This window comes from Cellulosimicrobium sp. XJ-DQ-B-000, from assembly GCF_031119065.1.
In the GTDB taxonomy this organism is placed as follows: domain Bacteria; phylum Actinomycetota; class Actinomycetes; order Actinomycetales; family Cellulomonadaceae; genus Cellulosimicrobium; species Cellulosimicrobium funkei.
Genome location: NZ_JAVHYN010000001.1, coordinates 646,121 through 671,625 on the forward strand (window position 1 = coordinate 646,121; position 25,505 = coordinate 671,625).

Annotated in this window: 18 protein-coding genes and 1 pseudogene; 7 read left to right on the forward strand and 12 right to left on the reverse strand. The window is 76.5% G+C overall.

What is annotated here, in order from left to right:
• Window positions 1–3: 3 nt before the first annotated feature.
• Window positions 4–3,063, reverse strand: a complete 3,060-nt coding sequence (locus RDI86_RS03290; RefSeq protein WP_308820680.1) for a UPF0182 family protein — start codon at window positions 3,061–3,063, stop codon at window positions 4–6.
• 152 nt (window positions 3,064–3,215) lie between these two features.
• Between RDI86_RS03290 and RDI86_RS03295 the strand changes: the two genes are divergently transcribed.
• Window positions 3,216–3,845, forward strand: a complete 630-nt coding sequence (locus tag RDI86_RS03295; RefSeq protein WP_308820681.1) for a PPA1309 family protein — start codon at window positions 3,216–3,218, stop codon at window positions 3,843–3,845.
• A gap of 15 nt (window positions 3,846–3,860) precedes the next feature.
• On the opposite strand, the gene RDI86_RS03300 is transcribed toward RDI86_RS03295, so the two are convergent.
• On the reverse strand, window positions 3,861–4,970 hold the full coding sequence (locus tag RDI86_RS03300) for a PDZ domain-containing protein (protein WP_061266919.1): 1,110 nt from the start codon (window positions 4,968–4,970) through the stop codon (window positions 3,861–3,863).
• Window positions 4,971–5,038: 68 nt separating this feature from the next.
• Window positions 5,039–6,055 carry an NAD-dependent epimerase/dehydratase family protein gene (locus RDI86_RS03305; RefSeq protein WP_171467622.1) on the reverse strand — a complete coding sequence of 339 codons (1,017 nt, stop codon included), beginning with the start codon at window positions 6,053–6,055 and terminating at the stop codon, window positions 5,039–5,041.
• A 165-nt stretch (window positions 6,056–6,220) separates the two neighbouring features.
• Between RDI86_RS03305 and RDI86_RS03310 the strand changes: the two genes are divergently transcribed.
• Entirely contained in the window at window positions 6,221–7,813 is a 1,593-nt protein-coding gene (locus tag RDI86_RS03310; protein ID WP_308820682.1) for a zinc-dependent metalloprotease, read from the forward strand.
• A 13-nt stretch (window positions 7,814–7,826) separates the two neighbouring features.
• Here the strand turns inward: RDI86_RS03310 and RDI86_RS03315 are convergent, their stop codons facing one another.
• Window positions 7,827–8,432: a YgjP-like metallopeptidase domain-containing protein gene (locus RDI86_RS03315; RefSeq protein ID WP_061266917.1), complete on the reverse strand. Its 606-nt coding sequence runs from the start codon at window positions 8,430–8,432 to the stop codon at window positions 7,827–7,829.
• A gap of 235 nt (window positions 8,433–8,667) precedes the next feature.
• On the opposite strand from RDI86_RS03315, the gene RDI86_RS03320 reads away from it, so the two are divergent.
• Complete coding sequence (locus RDI86_RS03320) at window positions 8,668–9,768, forward strand: ThiF family adenylyltransferase (RefSeq protein ID WP_143311140.1); 1,101 nt, start codon at window positions 8,668–8,670, stop codon at window positions 9,766–9,768.
• 45 nt (window positions 9,769–9,813) lie between these two features.
• Here RDI86_RS03320 and RDI86_RS03325 read toward each other — a convergent pair.
• The 3 genes and pseudogenes from RDI86_RS03325 to RDI86_RS03335 form a co-directional block, all read right to left on the reverse strand.
• Window positions 9,814–10,101 (reverse strand): annotated as a pseudogene (locus RDI86_RS03325) (WhiB family transcriptional regulator); the annotation flags it as partial.
• 250 nt (window positions 10,102–10,351) lie between these two features.
• Window positions 10,352–10,507, reverse strand: a complete 156-nt coding sequence (locus RDI86_RS03330; protein WP_157464294.1) for a hypothetical protein — start codon at window positions 10,505–10,507, stop codon at window positions 10,352–10,354.
• 166 nt (window positions 10,508–10,673) lie between these two features.
• On the reverse strand, window positions 10,674–12,728 hold the full coding sequence (locus RDI86_RS03335) for an ATP-dependent helicase (RefSeq protein WP_251177119.1): 2,055 nt from the start codon (window positions 12,726–12,728) through the stop codon (window positions 10,674–10,676).
• 126 nt (window positions 12,729–12,854) lie between these two features.
• On the opposite strand from RDI86_RS03335, the gene RDI86_RS03340 reads away from it, so the two are divergent.
• The gene (locus RDI86_RS03340) at window positions 12,855–13,121 is read left to right on the forward strand and encodes a mycoredoxin (protein WP_076405151.1); all 267 of its coding nucleotides are present in this window, start codon (window positions 12,855–12,857) and stop codon (window positions 13,119–13,121) included.
• A 137-nt stretch (window positions 13,122–13,258) separates the two neighbouring features.
• Here RDI86_RS03340 and nudC read toward each other — a convergent pair whose 3' ends face one another.
• The gene (gene nudC / locus RDI86_RS03345) at window positions 13,259–14,383 is read right to left on the reverse strand and encodes an NAD(+) diphosphatase (protein WP_308820683.1); all 1,125 of its coding nucleotides are present in this window, start codon (window positions 14,381–14,383) and stop codon (window positions 13,259–13,261) included.
• A 120-nt stretch (window positions 14,384–14,503) separates the two neighbouring features.
• On the opposite strand from nudC, the gene RDI86_RS03350 reads away from it, so the two are divergent.
• Window positions 14,504–15,424: a phosphotransferase gene (locus RDI86_RS03350; RefSeq protein WP_076405353.1), complete on the forward strand. Its 921-nt coding sequence runs from the start codon at window positions 14,504–14,506 to the stop codon at window positions 15,422–15,424.
• Window positions 15,425–15,436: 12 nt separating this feature from the next.
• Here RDI86_RS03350 and RDI86_RS03355 read toward each other — a convergent pair whose 3' ends face one another.
• From RDI86_RS03355 to RDI86_RS03365, 3 genes are all read right to left on the reverse strand, one after another.
• Entirely contained in the window at window positions 15,437–19,024 is a 3,588-nt protein-coding gene (locus RDI86_RS03355; protein WP_308820684.1) for an ATP-dependent DNA helicase, read from the reverse strand.
• Window positions 19,021–22,476, reverse strand: coding sequence for a PD-(D/E)XK nuclease family protein (locus RDI86_RS03360; protein ID WP_308820685.1), 3,456 nt, complete (start codon window positions 22,474–22,476; stop codon window positions 19,021–19,023). The genes RDI86_RS03355 and RDI86_RS03360 overlap by 4 nt, the downstream gene beginning before the upstream one ends.
• A gap of 64 nt (window positions 22,477–22,540) precedes the next feature.
• Window positions 22,541–23,506, reverse strand: a complete 966-nt coding sequence (locus tag RDI86_RS03365; protein WP_308820686.1) for a DUF3152 domain-containing protein — start codon at window positions 23,504–23,506, stop codon at window positions 22,541–22,543.
• A 66-nt stretch (window positions 23,507–23,572) separates the two neighbouring features.
• Between RDI86_RS03365 and RDI86_RS03370 the strand changes: the two genes are divergently transcribed.
• Window positions 23,573–24,310, forward strand: a complete 738-nt coding sequence (locus tag RDI86_RS03370) for a TetR/AcrR family transcriptional regulator (RefSeq protein ID WP_086148870.1) — start codon at window positions 23,573–23,575, stop codon at window positions 24,308–24,310.
• A gap of 94 nt (window positions 24,311–24,404) precedes the next feature.
• The gene (locus tag RDI86_RS03375; protein WP_034654117.1) at window positions 24,405–24,629 is read left to right on the forward strand and encodes a DUF3107 domain-containing protein; all 225 of its coding nucleotides are present in this window, start codon (window positions 24,405–24,407) and stop codon (window positions 24,627–24,629) included.
• A gap of 85 nt (window positions 24,630–24,714) precedes the next feature.
• Here RDI86_RS03375 and RDI86_RS03380 read toward each other — a convergent pair whose 3' ends face one another.
• Window positions 24,715–25,428, reverse strand: a complete 714-nt coding sequence (locus RDI86_RS03380) for a ferritin-like fold-containing protein (RefSeq protein WP_061266904.1) — start codon at window positions 25,426–25,428, stop codon at window positions 24,715–24,717.
• Between the last annotated feature and the right edge of the window lie 77 nt (window positions 25,429–25,505).

Consider the following 25,505-nt stretch of genomic DNA (forward strand, 5'->3'; position numbering starts at 1 on the left):
GCGTCAGCCCGCCGACGACTCGGTGTCGAGCGCCTGCTCGGCCGCGAGGGCCGACTCGAGCGCCTGCTGCAGGCGGTCCTGCGCCTCGCCGTAGGCCGCGAAGTCGCCCTCGGCGAGCGCCGCCTGGCCGTCCTCGATGGCCTGCTGCGCCTGGCGCAGCGCCTGGTCGAGCTCGGCGCGCGCGCCGCCGTCGACCGTGCCGCCGTCGGCCGGCGGGGCCGGCTCCTCGGTCGCCGGGGGCTCGGTGCCGGGGTCGGTCGTGCCCGGGTCGGTCGTGCCCGCGTCCGGCGACTCGCCGTCGGCCGGCTGATCCGGGACCTCGGTCTCGACGCCGCCGTCCGCGTCACCGGCGTTCGCGCCCGAGTCGCCGCCGAACACCTGGTCCAACGCCTCGTCGAGCGTGTCGGCGAAGCCGATCTCGTCACCGAAGGAGACGAGCACCTTGCGCAGCAGCGGGAACCGCGTGCCCTCGGTCGACTGCACGTACACCGGCTGGACGTAGAGCAGGCCACCACCGACCGGCAGCGTCAGCAGGTTGCCGTTGATGACCGTCGAGTCACCGCGGCGCAGTGCCAGCAGGCCGTCGGCCGCCGTCGGGTCGGTGTTGAAGTTGTTCTGCACCTGACCCGGTCCGGGCACCGTCGCGTTGCGCGGCAGCTCGAGGAGCCGCAGCGTGCCGTAGTCCTCCGACCGCACGCCCGCCTCGCTGCCCGGTTCCGCGTCGACCGCGAGGAAGCCGGTGAGGATGTTGCGGTCCGAGCCACCCCCCGGGATGTACGTCGACATGAGCGAGAAGGTCGGCGCCTCCTGGCTCGGCATCTGCAGCGTGAGGTAGTACGGCGGCTGGAGCGGCTTGTTGTCCCCGCTCGCCGTCGGGTCCTCCGGGCTGCGCCAGAAGTCCTGGCCCGAGAAGAACTCGTTCGCGTCGTCCACGTGGTAGCTCGCGAGGAGCGTGCGCTGCACCTTGAACAGGTCCTCGGGGTAGCGCAGGTGGCTCATGAGGTCGCCCGAGATCTCGGACAGCGGCTGCACGGCGTTCGGGAAGACCTGCGTCCACGCCTGGAGGACCGGGTCCTCCGTGTCCCACGCGTAGAGGTCGACGGAGCCGTCGTACGCGTCGACGGTCGCCTTGACCGAGTTGCGGATGTAGTTCACCTGCTGCGGCGCGAGCGCCTCGACCGAGTTGGCCGCGACGAGCGAGTCACGCGTCGAGTCCTCGAGCGACTCCGACGTGGAGTACGGGTAGGCGTTCGACGTGGTGTAGCCGTCCACGATCCACTTCACGCGGCCGTCGACGACCGCCGGGTACACGCGGCCGTCGAGCGTGAGGAACGGCGCCACCTTCGCGACGCGGTCGCGCGGGCTGCGGTCGTAGAGGATCTGCGACTCGTTCGTCACGCGGTCCGAGAACAGGATCTGCTCGGAACCGAACTTCAGGGCGTAGAGCACCTTGTTCACGAACGACCCGACGCTGGGACCGGCCGCGACCTCGTCGGTGGGGAAGGTGTTGTTGACCTGTCCGCCCGCGTCGTCCACCGGGTAGTCGAGCTCCCACGGCTCACGGTCCTCGGGTGCACCGACGATCGAGTACTCGGGCGCCTCGGGCGAGAAGTAGATGCGCGGCTCGTAGCCGCCCGCGTCCGTGAACGCACCCGTCGACGGGATCGAGCCCTCGTAGAACGCGGGCCGGCCGTCGGGGCCGATCTGGTTACCGTACGCCGCCACGACGCCGAAACCGTGCGTGTAGACCGTGTGGTCGTTGACCCAGTTGCGCTGGTCGGCGCCGAGCCCGTCCTGGTTGAGCTCGCGCACCGCGATGACGGTGTCGCGGCTCTCGTCGTCGATCGTGTAGCGGTCCACCGACAGCGAGCTCGAGAACTGGTAGTACTGCTTGTTCTGCTGGAGCTGGCTGAACGACGGGCTGACGATCTCCGGGTCCAGGAGGCGGATCGACGCCGTCGTGTCCGCGTCCTCGCGCAGCGCGCCGGCCTCGGCCTCGGTCTTGGCGTTGTACTGCTCGGTCTCGACGTTGTCGATGCCGTAGGCGGCCTTCGTCGCGTCGATGTTGCGCTGGATGTACTCCTCCTCGAAGTCCTGCGCGTTCGGCGTGACCTGGAAGCGCTGGACGACGGCCGGGTAGATCCCGCCGATCGCGATGGCCGAGACCACCATGAGGCCCACGCCGATGGCCGGCAGGCGCCAGTTGCCGCGCACCGCGGTCACCACGAACAGGGCCGCGACGAAGAGCGCGACGACCGTGAGGATCGCCTTGGACGGGATCACCGCGTGCACGTCCGCGTACGACGCGCCGTCGAACTTCGCGCCGCCCGACGTGAGGATCGAGTACCGGTCGAGCCAGTAGTTCGCGCCGATGAGGACGAGCAGCAGCGCCGCGATCACCGAGAGCTGGACGCGCGCGGCCGTCGTCGTGCGCGGGCCCGCGTCGGAGCCGCCGCCGATCCGCAGGCCGCCGTAGAGGTAGTGCGTCGCGACCGCGGCGATGCCCGCGATGATGACGACCGCCATGAGGAAGCTCACGACGAACCGGAGGGCGGGCAGCGTGAAGACGTAGAAGGACAGGTCGATGCCCCACTGCGGGTCCGTCGTGCCGAACGGGACGGAGTTGAGCGCCAGGAGGACCGTCTGCCACTGCGAGGACGCCGCCGCGCCGGCGAAGAAGCCGACGAGCGCCGGGGCCACGATCATGACGACCTTGCGCAGCGGTTCGATCGCCTCGCGGTACTGGTCGAGGGTCGCCTGCTCGGGGGTGGACGGCGCGTAGATGGGCCGTGACCGGTACGCGAGCGAGAACGACAGGAAGACGAGCCCGCCCATGACGAGGAAGCCCGCGACGAACAGGGCGATGCGCGCGCCCCACTGGGTCCACAGGACGTTCGCGAAGTCGAGCTGCTGGAACCACAGCACCTCGGTCCAGAACTGGGCGAGCAGGAGCAGGAGGACGACGAGGGCGCCGACGACGGCGATCGCGATCCCGATCGGGCTCCGGCGCCGGGCGGGCCGCCCCCCGGAGGACGGCCGGCGGGGCGCTGCGGCGAATGACACGGTGGGTATACCTCTTCGGTCGTGGCTCGGGCGTGCACCGGGGTCAACGCCCGGTCCTCCCCCAAGGTTCCCACGGTCCGGCGCCTCGTGGGGGACGGCCGGCACCCGGCCCGCGGCGGCGCGGGGCGGCGCCGATGAGGGACGATGGGGTCATGCCCCAGCCTGACGACGCCGCCCCCGGTCCCGACGCCACCACCCCCGTGCCCGGACCCGACGCCGGTCCCGACCTGGTCGCGCCCGGCGGCCCCACCCCGCAGCACGCCCTCGCGCTCGCGGTGCACGAGATCGAGTCGCACGCGGCCGACGCGGGCTGGGACGTCCCGCCCCGGCTCTTCGCGCTCGTCGGGACGGCGGGCGCCCTCGGCGCCGACCCGACGCTCGCCGACCGGCTCCCGCCCGACGTCGTGGCCGCCGCCGGGGCGGACCCGCACCACCTGCTGTCGATCGAGCAGGAGGGCTTCGCCGTGGACGGCGACCTCGAGGACGGGCTCGCCCGCGTCGCGTGGCCGGCGACGGTCGACGGCGCCGCGCTCGTCGTCGAGCGGATCGTGCTGCCGCCGGCCGCCGAGGAGGGCGTCCCCGACGACCCGGACGCCGCGCTCGACTACCTCACGAACCACCCTGACCGGCAGGACGTGCGCCTCGCCGTCGGCGTGCTGCGCGACGGCCCCACGTGGTGCGCCGTCCGGTCGCGCGCCCACGACTCGGCGACGGACGTCGCGGGCGGACCGGACCTCGTGCCGGGGCTTGTCGAGGCGCTGCGCGCGACGCTCGAGGACTGACGGCCCGCGGCGTCGTCAGCCGCGCGCCTCGCACGTGGGCAGCGAGTCACCCTCGCCCGCGCCGATCGCCTCCATCGCCGCGCGCGCGTCGGCGAGCGTGGAGACCGCCGCCACGTGCAGGCCGTCGGGCACGTTCCCCACGACCTCGGGGCAGTTGGCCTGCGGGGCGAGGAACCACGTCGCGCCGTCGCGCAGCGCGCCGTAGAGCTTCTGCTGGATGCCACCGATCGGCCCCACGTCGCCCTCGACGCTCATGGTGCCCGTGCCCGCGATGACGACGCCGTTCGCCTCGTCCTCGGGCGTGAGCTGGTCGACGATCCCGAGCGCGAACATCGTGCCCGCGCTCGGGCCGCCGATGTCCTCGATCTGGATCTCGACGTCGACCGGGAAGTCGAACGCGGGGTCGATGAACACCCCGAGCAGCGCGGTGTCGCCGCCGTCGGTCGTCGCGACCGTGAGGTCCGTCTCCGCGCCGTCGCGCTGCACGCGCAGCGTCACGTCGTCGCCCGGGTCGACCGCCGCCAGACCGTCGATGAGGTCCTGGTACGTGCGCACGGGCGCGCCGTCGAGCGCGACGATGACGTCGCCCGGCTCGACGACGCCGTCGGACCCGCTGTCCGGCACCGTGCCCTCGACCGTGAGCGTCGCGGGCACGTCGTACCCCAGCTCGGTGAGCGCGGCGACCGTCGCGTTCTCCTGCGAGCTGATCATCTCGGCCTGGCCCTGCTGCTCGGTCTCCTCCTTGGTGCGGCCCGTCGGGAAGACCTCCTCGACCGGGCGCACGCTGCGCGACCGGTCGAACCAGCCCTGCACCACCTGGCCGAGGTTCACCGGGTAGCCCGGGCCGCCGGCGACGGACACGGTCGTCAGGAGCAGCTCGCCCGTCGAGTCGTACGTCTCGGCGCCCGTGATCGAGATGAGGGGCGTGCCGTCCTGCTGGCCGAGCGTGTCCTCCGTCGGGCCCGGCGACCGCACCGCGTACGGCGCGGGCAGGATCGCGAGGCCCGCGACGAGCAGCGTCGTCGCGAGCAGGGAGATGCCGAACGTCAGCGACCGCCGGGTCACGGGCGGCGGGTCGTGCTCGTCCTCGGTGAGGAGGGCGTCGAAGGAGGGGGCGTCGCTCACCGGGACATCATCCCCGAGGTTGCTGGGATCTCCCTGCCGACGGCGTGGACACTGCCCGGGAGCCGCCCCTACGGGCGGCGCGAGCGGGCCTGCCGCCAGACGGCGGCCGTGCCCAGGACCGCGACGGCCGCCCCGGCCGCGCCGAGCGCCGCGGCATCCCGGCCCCCGAACCGGCGGCCCCCGACGCCCGTGCGGCCGCGCACCTCGGCCAGGAGCACCTCGAGCGCCGCGGCGCCCGACCACTCCGGGCGCCACCCGGCGTCGTGCAGGCGCCGCGCCGAGACCGACCACGGGTGCACGACGAACGCGAGGTCGTTCGCCGGGGACGGGAGCGCGCCGACCCGGTGCAGCCGCTCGGCGGTGCCGAACGCCGTCGCGGGCGGGAGCTGCACCGTGCGCATCCCGGCCGCCGCGGCCACCGTCTCCGAGTCGAGCGCGTCGGGCTCGCCGTCGCGCACCGGCCCGGCCGTCAGACCGCCGACGAGACCCTGGTCCAGCGCGACGCGCACCGCCCCCACCACGTCGTCGACGTGCACGAGCTGCCACGTGCGGCCGCCGCCGCGCACCGTGAGCAGGCGCGGGGCCTCGAAGTGCCGCGTGAGCACGGTGTCCACGCCCGGCCCGACGACGACCGCCGGCCGCACGAGCGCGAGCGGCACCCCGTCGAGCGCGTCGCGCAGCGCGTCCTCGAACGCGACGAGGTCGCCCGCGAAGCCGGGCCCGTCGTCGGCGGCCACGGGGTCGTCGTCGTCGATCACGCCCCGCTCGGGCGACGCGCCGTGCACCGCGGCCGACGACACGGCGACGACGTGCTCGATCCCGGCCGCGACCGCCGCCTCCCCCGCACGACGGCCCAGGAGCGCGAGGCGCGCGCGCTGCTCGGCGTCCGTCCGTGCGCGCGGCGTCCCGAACTCCCCCGCGGGCGCGACCACGACGAGCCGTCGCGCCCCGGCGGGCCAGACGAGCGCGTCCACGGGCGACGCCTCGGCGGCGCCCAGGCCCGCGCGCACCGCGTCCGCGACCTGCCCGACGCCGACGACCACCACCGGGTCGGGATCGGCGACCTCGTCCGCCGGGGCGGTCACCGCGCTCGCCGTGGGGTCCTCCCCCGGACCGGCCGGGGGCTCGCCCGCCGCGGGGAGCGCCTCGCTGCGCCGTGAGCGAACCCGGCCCTCGGACATGGCCCAGCCCCCGTTCTCGGCGCTCGATCGTGGTTACGGTGATCACCGACGCTACCGTGAGGAGTCGCCATGAGCAGCCTTCCCCCCGACCGCACGCCCGGACCGGACGACGACACGCCCTTCGACCCGCGGTTCGAGGAGCTGCTCCGCTCGATGCTCGGGCCCGACGCCGACGAGGCGCTGCGCGAGCTGCGCGCCCGCGGGCTCGACCCGCAGGCGCTCGCTGCGGGCGGCGCGGCCGACCCACAGCTCTTCCAGCACGTCCTCGCGCAGGTGCAGCGCATGCTCTCGACGCCGAGCGACGGCCCGGTCAACACCGACGTCTCGCACGACGTCGCGCGCCAGGTCGCCGTCGCCGAGGGCGACCCGTCGATCTCGCCGGCGCAGCAGCGCGCGGTCACCGAGGCGCTGTCCGTCGCCGAGCTCTGGCTCGACGCCGTCACCGACCTGCCGCCGTCGGGCGGGAAGAGCCAGGCGTGGAGCCGGTCCGAGTGGGTCGAGCACACGCTCCCCGCGTGGAACGAGCTCGTCGCCCCGGTCGCCGCTTCCGTCGCGGACGCGCTCGCCACGGTCCTGCGCGACCAGCTCCCCGAGGGCATGGGGGACGACACCTCGGCCCTGCCGGGCGTCGGGTTCACGCTGCCCGGTCTGCCGGCCGGTGCGCTCGGGCTGCCCGCGGGCGACCCGGCCGCGCTCATGCGGCGCCTCGGCTCCGCGGTGTTCGGCATGCAGGTGGGCCAGGCCGCCGGGACGCTCTCGCGCGAGGTCTTCGGCGCGACCGACGTCGGGCTGCCGCTGCTCGACCGGCCCGCGACGGTCCTCCTGCCGACGAACGTCGCGGCGTTCGCCGAGGGCCTCGACGCCCCCGCCGAGGAGGTCCGCCTCTTCCTCGCCCTGCGCGAGGCCGCCCACGCGCGCCTGTTCACGCACGTGTCGTGGCTGCGCGGGCACCTGCGCGGGCTCGTCGACGCCTACGCCCGCGGCATCACCATCGACCTCTCCGCGCTCGAGTCGCAGCTCGCGGACGTCGACCTCGCGGACACCGACGCGCTCCAGCGCGCGCTGTCGGGCGGCGTCTTCGGCCTGCAGAACACGCCCGAGCAGCAGGCGACCCTGCTGCGCCTCGAGACGACGCTCGCGCTCGTCGAGGGCTGGGTGGACGAGGTGACCGCCGTCGCCGCGCTCCCCCACCTGCCCCACGCCGTCCCGCTGCGGGAGATGCTGCGCCGTCGTCGGGCGGCGGGCGGGCCCGCGGAGCACACGTTCGCGACGCTCGTCGGCCTCGAGCTGCGCCCGCGGCGCTCGCGCGACGCGGCCGCCCTGTGGGCGCTCATCGCGGCGCAGTCCGGCGCGGGTGCGCGCGACGCGGTGTGGGACCACCCCGACCTGCTCCCCGACGGGACCGACCTCGACGACCCGTCCGGCTACGAGGGCCGGCGCGCCGCGACCCGCGCGGAGGAGGCCGACGTCGACCGCGCGCTCGAGGAGATCTTCCGCGCCGCGGAGGGATCGCCCACCACCGAGCCGGGGCCGGCGACGGCCGACGGCTCGGACGACGACGCCCCGGCGGACGACGCGCCCGCGGACGACCCGGACGCGGCCGGACCGACGGACGACGGCGGGACGGGCGACGCGACCGGCCAGGGCGGCGTGCCGCGCTGACCTGACCCGGACGTCAGTCCTCGGCGCCCGCGGGCGGTGCCGCGGTTTCCGCGGCGCCGTCCCCCGGCTCGACGTCCGCGTCGTCCGGCTCGAGGTCCGCGTCGTCGGGCTCGAGGTCCGCGTCGCGCGAGAACGACACACCCTCCAGGAACCCTCGCGCCCGCTCCGTGCGCGGGTAGGCCTCGAGCAGCTTCCAGAACCCCGGGCCGTGGCCGGCGTGGAGCAGGTGCGCGAGCTCGTGCAGGAGCACGTAGTCGAGCACCCAGGACGGCATCCCCCGGACGCGCGTCGAGATGCGGATCGTGCCGTCGATGAGCGTGCACGAGCCCCAGCGGCGGTCCTGGTTGCCCGCCCACCGCACGCTCGTGGGGCGGGCGCGGCCGTCCAGGTACTTGTCGGACAGCTCGACGGCGCGGCGCGCCAGCTCGGCGTCCGACGGCCGCCGCCGACGCTCGGAGTCGGCGAGGCGGTCGAGCATGCGCTGGACCCACTCGCGCTCCTGCGCGCGCGTGAACCGCGCCGGGATCGCGACGATCGTGCGCTCGCCGTCGCGGTAGGCGCTCACCGTGCTCTTGCGTCGGCGGCTGCGCCGAACCTCCACGATCGTCTCCCGGACCACGCCTCAGACCGTAGTGGTTCTCGCCACGAAATGGCAGGGGCGCGCCCGGAGTGGCGCGCTCTCCCGCGACGTTCGGTCGAGCGGACGACGTGGAGACCTGTGGCGACGGCAAAGAAATCCTCCCCGCGGGACCATCGCGAGGAGCCTGTGGACAACCGTCGGCGCGCCTCGGGGCCGTGCCAGGCTGACGGCGGGCGTCCGGTCGGGCGCCCGGACGACGACGGACGGAGGAGCCGTGCAGCGACGACGTGTGCTGCGACCGGAGGCGCCGCTCCTGCGGCGCGGCCCCGGCGAGGTGCAGGTCGGCTCCGACCCCCGGTGGTCGGTGCGACTCACCGGGCTCGATGCCGACGACGAGCGCTGGCTGCGCGCGCTCGCCGGGCCCGCTCGGCGCGGCGACGCACCCGACGTCCCGGGCTCCCCGGCGCAGCGCACGCGCCGCGCCGCGCTCGTCCGCCTGCTCGACGAGGCGCACCTCCTCGTGGCGGCGCGTCGGCGCCGGCCGGCGTCGCCCGCCCCGGGCCACGGCGCGGCGGATCTCGCGGTGCTGTCGGCCCTGCTGCCCGACGGCGCGGGGCACCGCGTCCTCGCGGCGCGCGCCCGGGCGACCGTCGGGGTCGTCGGGCTCGGCCGGGTGGGTGCCGCGCTCGCCGTCCACCTCGCGACCGCGGGGGTGGGCGTGCTCGTGCTCGACGACCCGGGCACCGTGCTCGCCACGGACGTCGGAGGCGGGGCGTACCGGCTGCGGGACGTCGGGTCGCCGCGCGAGGGCGCAGTGCGGCGGATCGTCGAGGAGGTCGCCCCGGGCGTCGTGACGGCCTCGACCCCGGTCACGCCGGAGGAGGCACGGGCACCCGCGCCCGACGTCGTCGTCGTGGTCGAGCACGGAGCCGCGGACCCGGTCCGGGTCCGGAGGTTGGTGGGTGCAGGGGTCGCGCACCTGTCGGTCGTGGTGCGCGAGGCCGACGTCGTGGTCGGGCCGTTCGTCCGACCGGGGCTCGACCCGTGCCTGACGTGCGCGGACCTGCACCGCGCGGACGTGGACCCCTGCTGGCCGCAGGTCGCGCGACAGCTGCGCGAGGCGTCGGTGCACCGGGGCGAGGAGACGCTCCTCGCGGCGTCGGCGGCGGCCGTCGCACTCGGTCAGGTCCTGGCAGCCCTGGACGGGCTGGTGCCCCGCGCAGCCACGGCCGGCATCGAGATTCCTGCTCCCGATGCCGTGCCGCGGCTGCGCGGGTCGAGCCGCCACCCGCGCTGCGGGTGCGGCGAGCTGGCGCGCACGCCCCCGGACGGGGCGCCGCTGCCCATGTCAGGCCGCCGTCGAGGCGCCGACTGACGCCTCGGTCCGTGCGGCCTCGTGGGCCTGGCGCTCGGCCTCGCGGGCGAGCACCTCGGCCTTGCTCGGACGGCCGCGGCCGCGCTTGCGCGCGACCACGACGCCGTCCACGAAGACCTCGCCGCCCCAGACGCCCCAGGGCTCGCGGCGCTCGACCGCACCGGCGAGGCAGCCCTCGACGAGCGGGCAGGTGCGGCACAGGGCCTTGGCCTCCTCGACCTCGGCGGTGCGCTCGGCGAACCAGAGCTCCGGGTCGTTGGTGCGGCAGGGCAGCAGGCCCGCGAGCAGGCGGTCGAACTCCGCGGAGTCGTTCTCGCCGAGCGGCGTGGCCAGCGGTTGGTGGGGGACCCAGGGGCCGGATCCCCCCTGAGCGGTGATGTTGTCGAGCAGCGCGGTGAGCCGCACGATGTCCTCCAGTGATGTCCTGTCGTGGGTGTGAACGTCGTCGTCACAGGACCCTGAGGACAGCGGCCCCGTCTCGTGGAGACGGGTGGTGCCGGTGATCCTCATCGGCGGACGTGCTCGGAGAACACGAAGGCCGCGGGTCCTAGAGGGACTCCGCGGCCTGGAAGGTTCCGGTCGGTCAGACCGGGTTCGTCCTGGGGGCGGAGTCGGGAGCGGGGCGGGCGATGAAGGTGCCGCCGCGGTGCGCGATGGCACGCGGACGGAGCTCTCCTGGCGTGCCCGTGTACACGGACGCGTGATCCAGCAGGTTCGCCATGGCGATCTGGTTGTTCATCAGCTCTCCCACCCCCTCTCTCCATCAGGCGCCCGCCTCTCGGCGCGCCCCTTCCCAACAGGACTCGTCGACCATATGCCGCCCTTCGCAGGAGGCACAACTTATTTACGGGAATTTCTTCGACGAGTTCACCCGGCCCTCGTCGAGGGCCGGGCAGAGCGCCTCGTCAGCGCTCCGCGCGGCGCACGATCTCGAGGATCGTGGCCCCGTACCGCTCGATCTTCGCGGGCCCCAGACCGTTGATGCGCGCCAGCCCGGCCGGGCTCGTGGGGCGCGTCTCGGCGATGGCGGCGAGCGCCGAGTCCACGAGCACGGTGAACGCCGGCTTGTCCGTCTCCTGCGCGACCTGGCGACGCCACTCGCGCAGCTCCTCGAACAGCGCCTGGTCGTACTCCCCCGTGAGCCGGACCTTCGCCTGCCCGGCGCGAGCACGCCGCGTCCCGCGCGCGCCGGGCTCGTCGGGCCAGAGCCCGTCGAGGAAGCGCGTGCGCCGGCGCGTCGCCCGGCCGCCCGGGTTGCGCGAGCGCGCGAACGAGAGCTCGAGGTGCTCGCGCGCCCGCGTGATGCCGACGTAGAGCAGCCGGCGCTCCTCCGCGACCGCCTCGTCCGTCTCGGCGAGGGAGATCGGCATGAGCCCCTCGCTCATCCCCGCGAGGAAGACGGCGTCCCACTCGAGCCCCTTGGCCGCGTGCAGCGACGCCAGGGTGACGCCCTCGACCGTCGGGGCGTGCTGCGCGGCGGCGCGCTCGTCGAGCTCGGCGACGAAGGCCGCGACGGTCGGGGCCGGGGCGTCGGACGCGGCGGCGAGCCCCGCGACGTCGTCGGCGAGCGCGACGAGCGCCTGCGTCGACTCCCAGCGCTCGCGCGCCGCGCCCCGCGCCGCCGGCGGCGCCGGGGCCCAGCCCGCGGCGGCCAGGACGTCGCGCACCGTCTCGGGCATGGGGACGTCCGGGTCGGCGGAGCGCGCCGCGCCGCGCAGGAGGACGATCGCGTCGCGCACCTCCTTGCGCTGGAAGAAGCGCTCCCCTCCGCGTACCAGGTAGCCGATGCCCGCGTCGGCGAGCGCCGACTCGAAGGCCTCGGACTGCGCGTTGGTCCGGTAGAGCACGGCGATCTCGCTCGCGCGCGTGCCCGCGGCGAGGAGCCGCCCGATGCGCTGCGCGATCCCGCTCGCCTCGGCCTCGTCGTCGTCGTACGCGGTGAAGGCGACGGGCGGCCCGGCCGGCCGCTGGGCGACGAGCTCGAGCGCCTGGTGGGCGCCGCCCGCGCGGCCCGCGCGCGCGAGGAGCTGGTTCGCGAGGTTCACCACCTGCGGCGTCGAGCGGTAGTCGCGCACCAGGCGGATCACCTGGGCCTTGGGGTGCGTGCGCGAGAACGTGAGCAGGTGGTGCGGCGTCGCGCCGGTGAACGAGTAGATCGTCTGCGACGGGTCCCCGACGACGCACAGCTCGTCGCGCCCCCCGAGCCACTGGTCGAGCACGAACTGCTGCAGGGGCGACACGTCCTGGTACTCGTCGACGACGAAGTGGCGGTACTGGCGCCGCACCTCGTCGGCCACCGTGCCCTGCGTCGCAAGCATGTCGCCGAGCATGAGGAGCACGTCCTCGAAGTCGATGACTGACCGCTCGGTCTTCACGTCCTCGTAGGCCGTGAGGAGGCGCGCGACGGTCTGGTGGTCGTAGCCGGCCGGGGGCTCGCGGTCGATCGCCTCGCACGCCCGGACGTAGTCGTCGGCGGTGACGAGCGAGACCTTGGCCCACTCGATCTCGGACGACAGGTCCCGCACCGCGACGCGGTCCACCCCGACGCCGAGCCGCCGCGCCGACTCCGCGACGACGGGCGCCTTGTGCTCGAGGATGCGCGGCGGCGCCCCGCCGACGACCTTGGGCCAGAAGTAGCCGAGCTGGCGCAGCGCGGCCGCGTGGAACGTGCGCGCCTGGACGCCCGTCGCGCCGAGCTCGCGCAGCCGCGTGCGCATCTCGCCCGCCGCGCGCGCCGTGAACGTCACGGCGAGCACGCTCGTCGGCACGTACACGCCCGTGCGGACCCCGTACGCGATGCGGTGCGTGATCGCGCGTGTCTTGCCCGTCCCCGCGCCGGCGAGCACGCACACAGGCCCGCGCAGCGCGACCGCGACGTCGCGCTGGTCGGGGTCGAGCGCGTCGAGGATCTCGTCGGCGGAGCGGTGGGCGAGCGGGCGTGAGACCGGTGGCGTGGACATCACCCGCGATTCTCGCAGCCCCCGGTGACACGCGGGCGGGGAACAGCCCGCGCTCCCCCGGTGTTACCGTCACGACCCGACCGCCCGCGGCACACGCCGCCCGGAACCGCAGCAGGAGAGCCCTCGATGAGCACCGCCCCGACCCTTCCCGACGCCGGCTCGATCGTCATGTACTCGACGACCTGGTGCGGGTACTGCCGCCGCCTCAAGACGCAGCTCGACTCCGAGGGCATCGGCTACACCGAGGTCAACATCGAGGAGACGCCCGGCACCGCCGAGTTCGTGGAGTCCGTCAACGACGGCAACCGCACCGTGCCGACCGTCGTCTTCCCGGACGGCTCCGCCGCGACGAACCCGTCCCTCGCGGAGGTCAAGAAGCGCCTCGCCGCCTGACGCGGCCGCAGGAGGGCCCGGTCCGGACGTCCGGACCGGGCCCTTCCGCGTCCCCGAGCAGCCGTCGCGACGGCGTGCGTCGCGCCGCTCCTCGCCACCCGCCTCCCTGAGCGGCCCTGAGCGGCCCTGAGCCACCCTCAGTCGTCGGCGAGGCGCGCGCCGAACCAGTCCTCGACGAGCGCACGCGCGATCGACGACCGGCCCGGCAGCAGCACCTCGCCCGACCGGACGGCGTCGGCGAGCCCGGCCCGCGTGAACCAGCGCGCGTCGGTGAGCTCGACGCCGTCCACGTGCAGCTCGGTCGTCAGCGCGCGCGCCGAGAACCCGAGCATGAGCGACGCGGGGAACGGCCACGGCTGGCTCCCCCGGTAGGCCACGTCGCCGACGACGACGCCCGCCTCCTCCGCGACCTCCCGCCGCACCGCGTTCTCGAGCGACTCCCCGGGCTCGACGTAGCCCGCGAGGGTCGAGAACCGCCGCTCCGGCCAGTGCGCCGCGTGCCCCAGCAGCAGGCGCTCGTCGGCCCCCTCGCCGTGCACGACCGTCATGATGACCGCCGGGTCCGTGCGCGGGTACAGCTCGACGCCCTGGGCCACGCAGCGGCGCGTCCAGCCGCCCTTCTCGACGGTCGTCCGACCGCCGCAGCGCGGGCACCGCGGGTGGTTCGTGTGCCACGCCGCGAGCGCGACCGCCTCCGTCGCGAGCCCCGCGACCGGCGCCCCGACCTCGCCGACGAGGTCCCGCAGCCCCGACCACGTCCGCTCGCGCGCGAGCACGGCGAACGGCTCGGAGGCGTCCACGCCCTCGATGTCGACCTCCTCGGCGTCGGCGTCGTCGGGCAGGACGAGCGCGAGGTACGCCGTGCCGTCGCCCTCGCCGAGGAAGAGCCAGCGGCCCTGGTCGTCGTCGGTCGCCGGGTCGACGTCGCGCAGCTCGGCCGGGTCCAGGAGGGCGACGCCGTCCGCCGCGCCCGGGCCGCCGAGCGCGAGCCGGCCGCGGTGGACCAGCAGGACGCGCGTCGTCGGCTGCGACCGCAGCGTGCGCACGAGGTCCGGCTCCGCGCGGCGGTGCTCCGCGCGGTCGACGAACGCGCCGTCGAGCGGCAGCGGGAGGCGGTCCAGCGGGGTGCGCGGCAGGGCGCCCGGCCCGGTGGCCGTGCCGGTCCCGGTGTCGGCCGGGGTGCTGGTCGGCGCGGGCGTGGGTCGGTCCGGGGCGGCGGGGTCGCTCGTGCCCGACGACGGCCGGGCGGCAGGGGTGCTCACCCCCCGACCGTAGGCCACCCCCGGCCGGGCCACCCGCCTGCGCGGGCGCCGTCGGGCGGCGTGCGGCGTCGGACGGCGTGGGTCGACCGGGCGCGCGCGGGGACCGACTACCGTGGTCGCGTGCCTCGCTCTCCGTTGACCCTCGCCGCGCTCGCGACCGCCGCCGTGCCCGGCCTGGACGCCCGCAGCGCGCGGCCCGTCGAGGACCCGGGCGACTACGACACCGCCGTCGTGACCGACGCCGACGGCGCCCGCTGGACCGTGCGCGCACCCCGCAGCCTCCAGGCCGGCGCCGCGCTCGAGGCCGAGGCGGAGCTGCTGGGCTCGCTGCAGCACTACGCCGAGTCGGGGGTGCTGTCGTTCGCCGTGCCGCGCGTCAGCGGCACCGCGCTCCTGCCCGAGGGCGGGCGGGCCGTCGTGCACCCCGCGCTCGAGGGCGAGCCGCTCGACGTCGACAGCCTGCGGCCCGGACCGGGCCTCGCGGCCGACCTGGGCCGCGTGCTCGCGTCGGTCCACGAGCTGCCGCGCGCGATCGTCGACGACGCCGGCCTGCCGGGCTACGAGGTCGAGGAGTACCGCGCGCGCCGCATGGCGGAGCTCGACGAGGCCGCGGCCACGGGCAAGGTCCCCCCGACGCTCCTGCGCCGCTGGGAGACCGCGCTCGAGGACGTCTCGCTGTGGCGGTTCCAGCCGGTCGTCGTGCACGGCGACCTGGGCCCGGAGCAGGTGCTCGTCGCCCGCGGACGCGTCGTCGCGGTGACGGACTGGGCGAGCGCGCGCGTGGCGGACCCCGCCGACGACCTCGCGTGGCTGCTCGTCTCGGCACCGCCCGAGGCCGTCGACTCGATCATGGAGGCGTACCAGCTGCGCCGTACCGAGCTCACCGACAAGCACCTGCTCGACCGCGCGCTCCTCGTCGGCGAGCTCGCGCTCGCGCGCTGGCTCCTGCACGGCGTGCGCAACGGGCTCGACGACGTGGTCGCCGACGCGCTCGACATGCTGGCCGATCTCGACGAGGCGACGCAGGACGCCGACGACTGAGGCGTCGCCGGCTCAGTCGGCGACCAGCAGCGCCTCGATCTCGGCCTCGCCCAGCAGGCGGCGCGGACGCACGGTCTCGTCGGACGCGACGTAGTAGAACGCCGCGTTCACCTTCTCCAGCGGCACCCCCGTCCAGCGCGACCACGCGAGCCGGTAGACCGCGAGCTGCACCTCGCGCACGCTGCGCGCCTCCGGGTCGGACGGCGCACGCCCCGTCTTCCAGTCGACGACCACGACCGCGTCGCGCGCCCCGCCCGCGTGCTCCGGGAGCTCGGGGAACACCGCGTCGATGCGCGACCGCAGGACCGTCGACCCGACGGGCGTCTCGACGTCGACCTCGACCGCGACCGGCGTGCGCGTGGCCCACTCCGAGGCCAGGAACGTCCGCTGGAGCGTCTCGAGGTCGGCGTCGGGGTCGAGGTCGTCGTCGTCCGCCCCGGGGAGGTCCTCGACGTCGAGCAGGGACGACGTCGTGAAGTAGCGCTCGGCCCACAGGTGGAACCGGGTGCCCCGGCGCGCGTGGACCGTGGGCTCGACCGGGACCGGGCGGCGCAGGTGGAGCGCGTACTCGTCGCGGTCCGCCGCGAGCCGCACGAGGCTCGACGCCGAGACGTGCGCCGGCAGCTCGACCTCCCGGCCCGAGCGCTCGGCGCGCTCCGCGAGCAGGACGCGCGCGAGCGCGACGAGGTCACGGCCCTCGGCGTCGACGAGGACTCCCGACGGCGCCGTGAGACCGGCGGGGCCGCCCGTGCCGTCCGCGCTCCCCCGCCCGGGCACGGCGTCGACCGCCCCGGCCCCGGCGGGCGCGGCGCGGTCCGCCGCGCCACGCCTTGCCGCGTCACGCTCGGCTGCCGCACGCTCGGCCGCCGCACGCTCGACGGCCGCCGCGGTGTCCCGCAGGACGGACCGCGCCGACCCGCCGGGAGCGTCGTCGGGCACAGGCCACGTCCCGGTCACCTCGACGTCCTCGAGCGGGTTGGAGTCGTCGGGGCCGGGAGGTGCCGACCACCCGTCGGCCGTCACGACCCCCGCCTCGACGAGCTCGACGAGGAACGGAGACAGCGCGCGCGGCCGCGATCCCGTCTGCCACCAGGACGCCGTGAGGTACAGCTCGCGCCGCGCGCGCGTGAAGGCCACGTAGGCGAGCCGTCGCTCCTCGGCGAGCTGGTGCTCCCCGCTCGCCGCGCGGAACTCGTCGCGCCGCGCCACGAGCTCCTTCGTGTCCGCGGCGAGGTCGAAGCGGAACTCCGGCAGGTCGGCGGCGTCGCCGCGCAGCGGGTACGGGAGCTGGCTCACGTCGGTGAGCCAGCCGCTGTCCGCGCGCACCCCCGACGACGACTGCGCAGTGGTCGGGAACACGCCGTCCACGAGCCCGGGCACCACGACGACGTCCCACTCGAGACCCTTCGCGGCGTGCGCGGTGATGACCTGCACCGCGTCCGGGTCGGGCTCGCGCACGGGCAGGTCGAGCCCGTTCTCCCGGGTCGAGGCGACCCCGAGCCAGGCGAGGAACGCCCCGAGCGTCACGACGTCCGCCGTCTGCGTGAACGTCGCGGCGACGTCGCGGAACGCGTCGAGGTGCTCGCGGGCCCGGTCGCTCACCGCCTCCGGGTCGACGAGCCGCCGCGACGCGAGCAGCGCCTCGTTCGTCACGGCCTCGACGTCGAGGCCCAGGGCGCGCTCCGCCTCGACGACGAGCTCCGGGAGCGACAGGTAGGTGAGGCCGCGCAGCGCGCGCAGGGTCCGGGAGAGCGCCGAGAGCCGCGCGTGGCCCTCCGCGGAGAGCGTGCGCCCGTCCGCCGCGGGCTCGCCCGGGTCCGGGAGGTCGTCGAGCGCGTCGACGATCGAGCGGTGGTCGGCCACGTCGCCCTCGACGACCACGAGCCCCGACTCGGCGTCCTCCGCAGCGGGGGCGCGACGGCGCGCGCCGAGCGCGCCCTCGAGCCGCGCGAGATCCGCCGCGCGGCTCCCGAGCGCGTGCAGGTCGGCGGCGCCGAGGTTGAGCCGTGGCCCGGTGAGGAGACGCACGAGCGCGTCGCCGCGCGAGGGGTCGTGCACGGCCTCGAGCAGCGCGACGACGTCGACGACCTCGGGCGTCGTGAGCAGCCCGCCGAGTCCGACGACCTCCACGGGGAGCCCACGCCGCCGCAGCGCGACCTCGACCGCGGCGAACTGGCTGCGCTTGCGGCACAGCACGGCCGCGGTGACGCGCCCCCCGGGCGCGCTCGCCGGGCGCCAGCGCGCGGCGACGCGCTCGGCCACGGCCGCGGCCTCCTCCTCGGCGGTCGCCGCCACGTGCGCGGCCACCGCGCCCGGACCCGCGCCGGGGCGCAGCGCGAGCGGCGGCACCTCGACCCGGTCGCCCCGGCCGCCGGCGACGGCACCCCGCAGCGGACGGGCCGTGACGTTCGCCGCCGCGAGGACGGCGGCGTCGTTGCGCCACGACGTCGAGAGGAAGCGCACGGCCGAGCGGTCGCCGCCCGCGCGCGGGAAGCGGTCGGGGAACCGCGCGAGGCCGCCCGCGCTAGCGCCGCGCCACCCGTAGATCGACTGGTGCGGGTCGCCCACGGCCGTCACGGGGTGCCCGCCGCCGAACAGCCCCGCGAGGAGCTCGACCTGCGCGTGCGACGTGTCCTGGTACTCGTCCAGGAGGACGACGCGGAAGCGGGCGCGCTCGGTCTCCCCCACCACAGGCACCTCGCGCGCGAGCCGCGCCGCGAGCGCCACCTGGTCGCCGAAGTCGAGGGAGTCGGTCGCGCGCTTGCGGCGGCGGTACTCCGCGACGACGTCGAGCAGCCGGACCCGTTCCGCGACGTCGCCGACGAGCTTCTCGACCTCCTTCGTCCGGGCCTTCTGCCGCGGCCCGAGCGGGAGCGCGTCGAGCTGCTCGACGATCTCGGCCAGGCGGTCCCGCGCCTCGGCGGGGTCGAGGAGGTGCTCGCCGAGCGCGCCGGAGAGGCCGAGCACCGCCGCGACGACCGTGCTCAGCGCGCGGTCGGTGCCCAGGTCGTCGTCCCACGACTCCACGACCTCGGACGCGAGCTGCCACTGCTGCGCCTCGCCGAGGAGGCGGGCCCCCGGCTCGACGCCGACACGCAGCCCGTGGTCGCCGACGAGCGACGCGGCGTACGCGTTGTACGTCGCGACGGTCGGCCGGTCGAGCAGCGAGAGCGCCGACGCCGCCCCGCCCCGGGCGCGCGCGAGCTGGGCGAGCCGCACCTGGACCCGCTCCGCGAGCTCCCCCGCCGCCTTGCGCGTGAACGTGAGGCCCAGCACCGCGTCCGGCGGGACGAGCTCGTTCGCGATGAGCCAGACGACGCGCGCCGCCATCGTCTCCGTCTTGCCCGAGCCGGCCCCGGCGACGACGAGCGTCGGCTCGAGCGGCGCCTCGATCACCTCGACCTGCTCCGGGGTCGGGCGGGGACGTCCGAGGAGGTCGGCGATCCGCGTCGCGGAGAGCGTCGGCTTCGGCGGCTCCGCCGCCCGGTGCCCGTCGCCCGGGGCGTCGGCGCTCTCGACCGGGAGGCCGTCGGCCGCGACGAGACGCACCGTCGGCCCGCTCGCGCCCGCCTCCGGGAGCTCGAACAGCTCGCTGCTCACGCCACCACCCTCCTGCCCTCGGGCTGCACCGGGCACGCCCGGCGCACGGGGCACATCTCGCACAGCCCGTTCTGGCGGGCGGTGAACGTCGCCGCCGACATGGTGCCGGCGGCCTCCTCCACGAGGTCGCGCGCCCAGCTGGACCCGTCGGGCTCCGGCTCCAGCGCGGGCTGGGCCACGACGGCAGGGCCCACGTGGGTGCTCCCGACGTAGACGAGCTGCGCGCCCGCGCTGCGCGTGCCCTCCGGCACGTCGAGCGCGCCGGCCTCGACCGCGAGCTGGTAGGCACCGAGCTGGGGGTGCTCCGCGCCCTCCGCCTTCGTGGCGGTGCGCCGACCGGTCTTGAGGTCGACGACGCGGACCTTGCCCTCCCCCGCTGCCTCGACCCGGTCGATCGTGCCGCGCAGCCGGGCGCGGCCGACGGTGACGTCGAACGACGGCTCGACGAGGAGCGGCTCGCCCGCCTGCGCGACGTAGGCCGCGAGCTTCTCGACCATGCGCTCGGCCCGGCGCCGGAGCTGGCGCGCGGGCCAGCCGTCGGGCAGCGCGAGCTCCGCCCACCGGCGGTCGAGCTCCGCGCGCAGCTCGGCGAGCGACCCGGACGGGTGGGTCTCGGCGATCGAGTGGACGAGCGTGCCGAGGCTCTGGTGCGTCGCGTCGGGCGCCGTCCCGCCGGCCGCCTCGAGCGACCACCGCAGCGGGCACGTCGAGACCGTCTCGACCTTCGAGGGCGACACCGTGACGGTCTCCTCCGCACCGCGCAGCGGCGCCGTGCTCGACACGCCCGCCACGCCGTACCACGTCTCCGGGCGGGCCTCCGCGACGCCGAGCGCACCGAGGTCCGCCAGGAGCGTCGCCGCCGCGACGGCGCGCTCGTCCGGCCCCGACGCTCCGGCGCCGCCGGCCTCGCGCGCCGCGGCCTCGACGAGGACGCCACGGGCCGCGGCGACCAGCCCGCGCAGGTCGAGCGGCGCCCCGACGCGCACGTGCCTCCGCTCGGCGGGCTCGACCTGCCCGCCCCCGACGTCCGCGAGCCCCGGGCCGACGGGTGCGCGTCCGACCGGCGCCGGACCGGAACTCGCCGCGGGACCGGCGGGTACCGGGCCGGCGCCCGCCGCGGGTGCGCCCGGGCCGTCCTGGGGACCACGCCCGTCGGGACCGTCCGTGCCGTCGGGGCCCTCGGGCGCCGACGGCGGCACGACGAGGTCGCAGAACACCGACGGCGCCTCCTCGGCGTCCTGCACGGCCGTCACGACGAGGCGACGCGTCGCACGCGACGTCGCGACGACGAAGGCCCGCAGCTCGTCGGCGAGCACCTGGGCGCGCGCCTGCGAACCGACCCCGTGCGCGTCCTGGGCGCGGCCGGCGAGGAGCTCGACGAGCGCCTGCGAGCCGAGCAGCGAGTCGCGCAGCCGGAGGTCGGGCCACACGCCGTCCTGGACGCCCGCCACCACGACGACGTCCCACTCGCGCCCGGCCGCACCGGCCGGGGTGAGCGCCGCGACGGCGTCGGCCCCGCTCGCGCTCGCCGCGAGCGAGTCGGCGGGCAGGTCCTGCGAGGCGAGGTACTCGACGAACGCCCCGGCGGGCGCGCCCGGCATGCGGTCGACGAACGTCTCCGCGGCGCGGAACAGCGCGAGCACCGCGTCGAGGTCACGGTCCGCGCGCGCCCCGGCGGGGCCGCCGTCGAGCGCCGCCGAGCGCCAGCGCTCCGCGAGACCGGTCGCGGCCCACACCGCCCACAGGACCGTCTGCGCCGTCGCGCCGGGCTCGGCCGCCGCAGCCCGCCCCGCCGCGAGCGCCCGGGCGACCGCGACCGGCCCGCGGCGCACCGTGGGCGGGAGCGTCGCGGCGCGCGCCGGGTCGAGGAGCAGCTCGACGAGCAGCGCGTCGGACGAGCGCCCGCCCCCGCCCTCGAGCTCCTCGGCCCGCAGCGCGCGGCGCAGACGGCGCAGCGCGACGACGTCGAGCGCGCCCACGGGCGACGTGAGCAGCGCCGCCGCGGTGAACGGGTCGAGGGTCTCGGGGTCCTCCGCGTCGGCGACGCACACGCGCACGGCCGCGAGGAGCGGCGCGACCGCCGGCTCGTCGCGCAGCGGGACGTCGGAGCCGAGCAGCGTCACGGGGACCGAGGCGGCGACGAGCTCGCGGCGCAGCGCCGCGAGCCGCGTCCCCGTGCGCGCGACGACGGCCATCCGGTGCCAGGGGGTGCCGTGCAGCAGGTGCTCGGCGCGCAGCTCCCGGGCGACGAACGCGGCCTCCTGCGCGACCGCCGAGAGCACCGCGACCTGCACGGGCGGGGCGCCGGGGCCGACGTCGGTCGCCTCGCCCGGACGCCCGTCGGCGTCGCGCGGCGCGGCGCCACGGTGCACCGCCCCGGCGACGGTGCCGACCTGCGCGGTCACGCGGCGGGTCACCTCGCGCAGCGGCGCGCTCTGGCGCCAGGCGGTGCCCAGCACGGCGACGCGCGCGCCCAGCTCGCCCCGGCGCGCGCCGTCCCGCCGTGCCGGGGCGGACGCCCGGCCCACGAGCCCCGGGCTCGCGCCGCGGAACGTCTGCACCGCGGCGTCGGGGTCGCCGAGCAGCACGAGGCGCGCGCCGTCGTCGTGCAGCACGTGCAGGAGGCGCGCGGTCGCGACCGTCGCCTCCTGGTAGTCGTCGACGACCACGAGGTCCCAGCGCGGCCGGGCGGCGTCGGGCACCTCGTCGTCCCAGGCGAGCAGGGCCTCCGCGGCCTCGTCGACGACGATCGCCGGGTCGAACCGCGACCCGGCGTCGGGCGTGCCCGTGCGCAGGGCGGTGACGTCGAGGTACTCCGCGAAGAGCTGGGCGCCGAGCGACCACTCCGGGCGGTCGTAGCGCTCGCCGAGGGCGGCGAGGTCGGCCGGGGTCAGGCCGCGCTCCGCCGCGCGCATGAGGAGGTCGCGGAGCTCCTGGCGCAGCCCCCGGAGACCGAGCGCCTCCTCGGGCAGGCCCGCGGGCAGCGCGAGCGGGGTGCCGAGGTGCGCGAGGCCGCCGTCGAGGTGGCCCTCCAGGAGCTCGGCGAGCACGAGGTCCTGCTCCGGGCCGGAGATCAGCGTGGGGGCGGGCTCGCCCAGCGCGGCCGCGCGCTCGCGCAGGACGGCGAAGGCCGCGGACGCGGCGGTGCGCACCAGAGGCGCGCCGACCGTGCGGCGCGCGCGGGCCGACAGGCGGTCACGGAGCGCGGCGGCGGCGCGGCGCGACGCGGCGAGGAGGAGCACGCGCTCGGGCGCGACGCCGTCGCGCAGGGCCGCGAGCACGACCTCCTGCGCGACGAGGGTCTTGCCCGTCCCGGGTGCGCCCACCACGAGGGTGGCCCCGGGGCCGGCCGCGGCGGCGAGCGCCGCGCGCTGGGAGTCGTCGAGCACCGCGTCGGCCTCGAGCTCGCGAGGCCGCGCGACGAGGCGGGGGGCGGTCGTCGTCCGGGGCACGGACCCGATCCCATCACGCGCCACCCACACCGTCGTGCGCCCGGCGTGGCGTGGCGCCGGGCGGTTACGGGACGGGCCAGCCGTTCGTCAGGCAGCCCTGGGCCGAGATGGACTGCTGGACCATCACCGGGGCGACGGCGCCCGGCGCGGGGCAGTCCTCGTGGCCGTGGCCGAGCACGTGCCCGACCTCGTGGTTGACGAGGTACTGCCGGTACGTGGCGAGGTCGTCGCCGAAGTCGGGCGCCCCGAGGACCCAGCGCTCGAAGTTCAGCACGGCAGCACCCGTGACCGAGTTCCCGCACGAGTAGCGGCTCTCGGTCGCCAGCGGGGCGCACAGGCGGTCGGTCGTCGCGGGGCTCGCGAGCACGACCCGGATCGACGCGTCCTCGGCCGCCGTCCGCGAGAACGTCACGCCGTCGGGGACCGACCAGCCGCGCGGGTCGTTGAGCGTCGTGAGCACCGCGGCGGCGAACACGTCGCCGTCGACGGGGAGCCCGGCCTCGACCTCGACCCGGACGGAACGGACGGTGCCCGTCCCGGGCGCGGGGCTCTCCCCCGGCACGACGACGAGCGAGCCGCCGAGGTCCGGCGCGACGACGACCGTCCCGAGCAGGCCGGAGCCCGGCTCCGCGACCGGGGCCTCGGGCGTCTCGACGGGTGCCGGCTCAGCGAGGGGCTCGGGCGCCGTCGTCGGGACGGGCTCGGGCGCGGTGACCGCGTCCGGGCGCGGCGCGATCGGGCCGAGGAGGCCCGGGCCCCGCTCGACGGCGCCCGCGCGCTCGACGGACGACCGGCTCACGGCCGCCGACTCGTCGCGCTCCGGGGCCGGCGGCTCCACGCGGACGTCTGCGGCGGGAGCGGCCGCGGTGCCCGCCGCCCCGCCCAGGTCCCAGACCTCCGCCGTCGCCGCACCGCCGCCGAGGCCGACGACGAGGCACGCGGCGACCGCGGCCCCGTGCCGCAGACCCGTCGCGCGACCCCCGGCACGGGCGGTCGAGAGGCGGTTCGGGGGGGTATGTCTGTCGGGCACCCGCCCATCGTCCCACTCCTCGCGACGCGAGGTCGACACGAACCGCGGTTTCCGTATCCTCCCCCCATGGGAGCCACCGAGGGACGCACGCGCGGCGCGGCCGCCGCTCCCCCGGGACTGCGCACCCGGATGCCGCGCGACGAGCGCCGCGCGCAGCTCCTCACGATCGCCGAGGAGCTCTTCGCCTCCCACGGCTACCACCACATCTCGATGGACGACATCGCCGACCGTGCCGGGGTCGGCAAGCCCGTGCTGTACCGGCACTTCCCGTCGAAGCTCGACCTCTACCTCGCGATCGTCGACGACCAGGGCGAACGCCTCGTGGGAGCCGTACACGCGACGCTGGACCCGTTCCGCGAGCCCGCGCCGGGGAACCGCGCGGGCGACCTCGACGCCCTCGCGGTCGACGGGCTCGCCGTGATCGAGGGCATCGTGCGGGCCTACGTCGCCTACGCGCGCGCGGCGGGCCGCTCGGCCGCGCTGCTCTTCGAGTCCGACGTCATGCGGGACCCGGTCGTCCGGGCGCGCGTGCTCGCGCCGGACACGACGATCGCCGGCGCGTTCGCCGACGTGCTCGTGCGCATCACGGACCTCGACGCCGACGAGGCGCTCGTCGTCGCCCGGACGTGCACCGCCGTCGGGCGGGCCGCCGCGACGGAGGTCGTGCGCCCGGACGGCGGCGCGACGGCCGACGACGTCACCCGGCTCGTGCCGCGCCTCGTGTGGCGCGGGGTGCGCGGCATGCTGCGGCGGCCGCTGTCGGGCGCCCCCAGCGCGCCCGGCGGGTCGGCGACGGGAATCTGACTACTATCGATCGCGTTGTCGCCGGTGGGACGCCCGCCGGCGGCCCGAGGCCCGTCGTCGCTGCGCCTGGCGCAGCCGCTGTGAGGAGAGCTGAGTGGAAGTCACGATCGGTGTGCAGAACCTGGCCCGTGAGATCGTCGTCGACACGGACCTGACCGCCGAGGCCGTGGCCACGGCGGTCGCCGACGCGCTCGGCGGCGCCCCCGCCCTCGAGCTCACCGACTCGCGCGGTCGCCGCGTGATCGTCCCGACGGCGTCGCTCGGCTACGTCGAGATCGGCACCGAGGAGCAGCGCCGGGTCGGTTTCGGCTCGCTCTGAGCCTGCAGGTCCGAGCGTCGGGCGACCCTCGGGGCCCCGACCGTCACGTGCCGCCGTCGCGCCCCCGGGCGCGGCGGCGGCTTCGTCATGCCGCGAGGCCCAGGCGGTCCATCCGCCGGGAGTGCTCCGCCGTGAGGCGCGCGAACACCCAGGACTGCGTCGCGGGCGCGGGCCCGCTCCCGCCGCCGGCGGCGACCGGCTCGGCCCCCGCCGCCACGAGCCGGGCGAGCGCGGGACGCCTGGACAGCACGTCGCCGACGACGCCGAGCGCCTCCCCGACGAGGCGCCGACCCCACAGCGCGAGGCGCGACGCGAGCACCGGATCCTCGGCGGCGACCTCGGCGATGACCGGGGCGTAGCGCTGCGACGGGGTGTCGTGCGTGAGCGCCTCCACGACGACGTCGCGCGAGCGCTCGTCGAGACCCTGGGCCGCGAGGAGGCAGAAGTCGTCCGCGACGCCCTGGCCCACGTAGCCCTTGAGGATGCCCTCCCACCACGTGCTGGGCTTCGTGCGCGCGTCGAAGTCGTCGAACAGGCCGTCGAACGGGCTCATGCAGTCCGCCGGGTCGCCGCCCAGCTCCTCGACGCGCACGAGCACGCGCTCCTGCCGGTCGAGCATCGCGGCCGCGAGGCGGGACAGGGCCTGGCGCTGGCGCAGCGTGGGCGCGTGCGCGGCGTCGCCCGCGAGGCGCCCGAAGCTCGCGAGCTCGGTGTACGCGACGAGGCCGAGCAGCTCCACCGCGTCGGTGTGGTCCGCCGGGGGCAGGGTCGTGGGGCTCGCGTGCTCGGCGTCGCTCATCGGGCCAGGATAGTTCTCCGATATCATGGCCGACGTACATCGGTTGCCCGGTCGTCCAGACCTCACGCTCGTCACGC

What these genes read in the sequence shown, in the direction of transcription:
- RDI86_RS03380 (WP_061266904.1), bottom strand. Translation starts at nt 25,428, where the DNA reads ATGAGCGACGCCGAGCACGCGAGCCCCACGACCCTGCCCCCGGCGGAC.
- RDI86_RS03330 (WP_157464294.1), bottom strand. Translation starts at nt 10,507, where the DNA reads ATGAACAACCAGATCGCCATGGCGAACCTGCTGGATCACGCGTCCGTG.
- RDI86_RS03370 (WP_086148870.1), top strand. Translation starts at nt 23,573, where the DNA reads ATGGGAGCCACCGAGGGACGCACGCGCGGCGCGGCCGCCGCTCCCCCG.
- RDI86_RS03340 (WP_076405151.1), top strand. Translation starts at nt 12,855, where the DNA reads ATGAGCACCGCCCCGACCCTTCCCGACGCCGGCTCGATCGTCATGTAC.
- RDI86_RS03335 (WP_251177119.1), bottom strand. Translation starts at nt 12,728, where the DNA reads ATGTCCACGCCACCGGTCTCACGCCCGCTCGCCCACCGCTCCGCCGAC.
- RDI86_RS03310 (WP_308820682.1), top strand. Translation starts at nt 6,221, where the DNA reads ATGAGCAGCCTTCCCCCCGACCGCACGCCCGGACCGGACGACGACACG.
- RDI86_RS03295 (WP_308820681.1), top strand. Translation starts at nt 3,216, where the DNA reads ATGCCCCAGCCTGACGACGCCGCCCCCGGTCCCGACGCCACCACCCCC.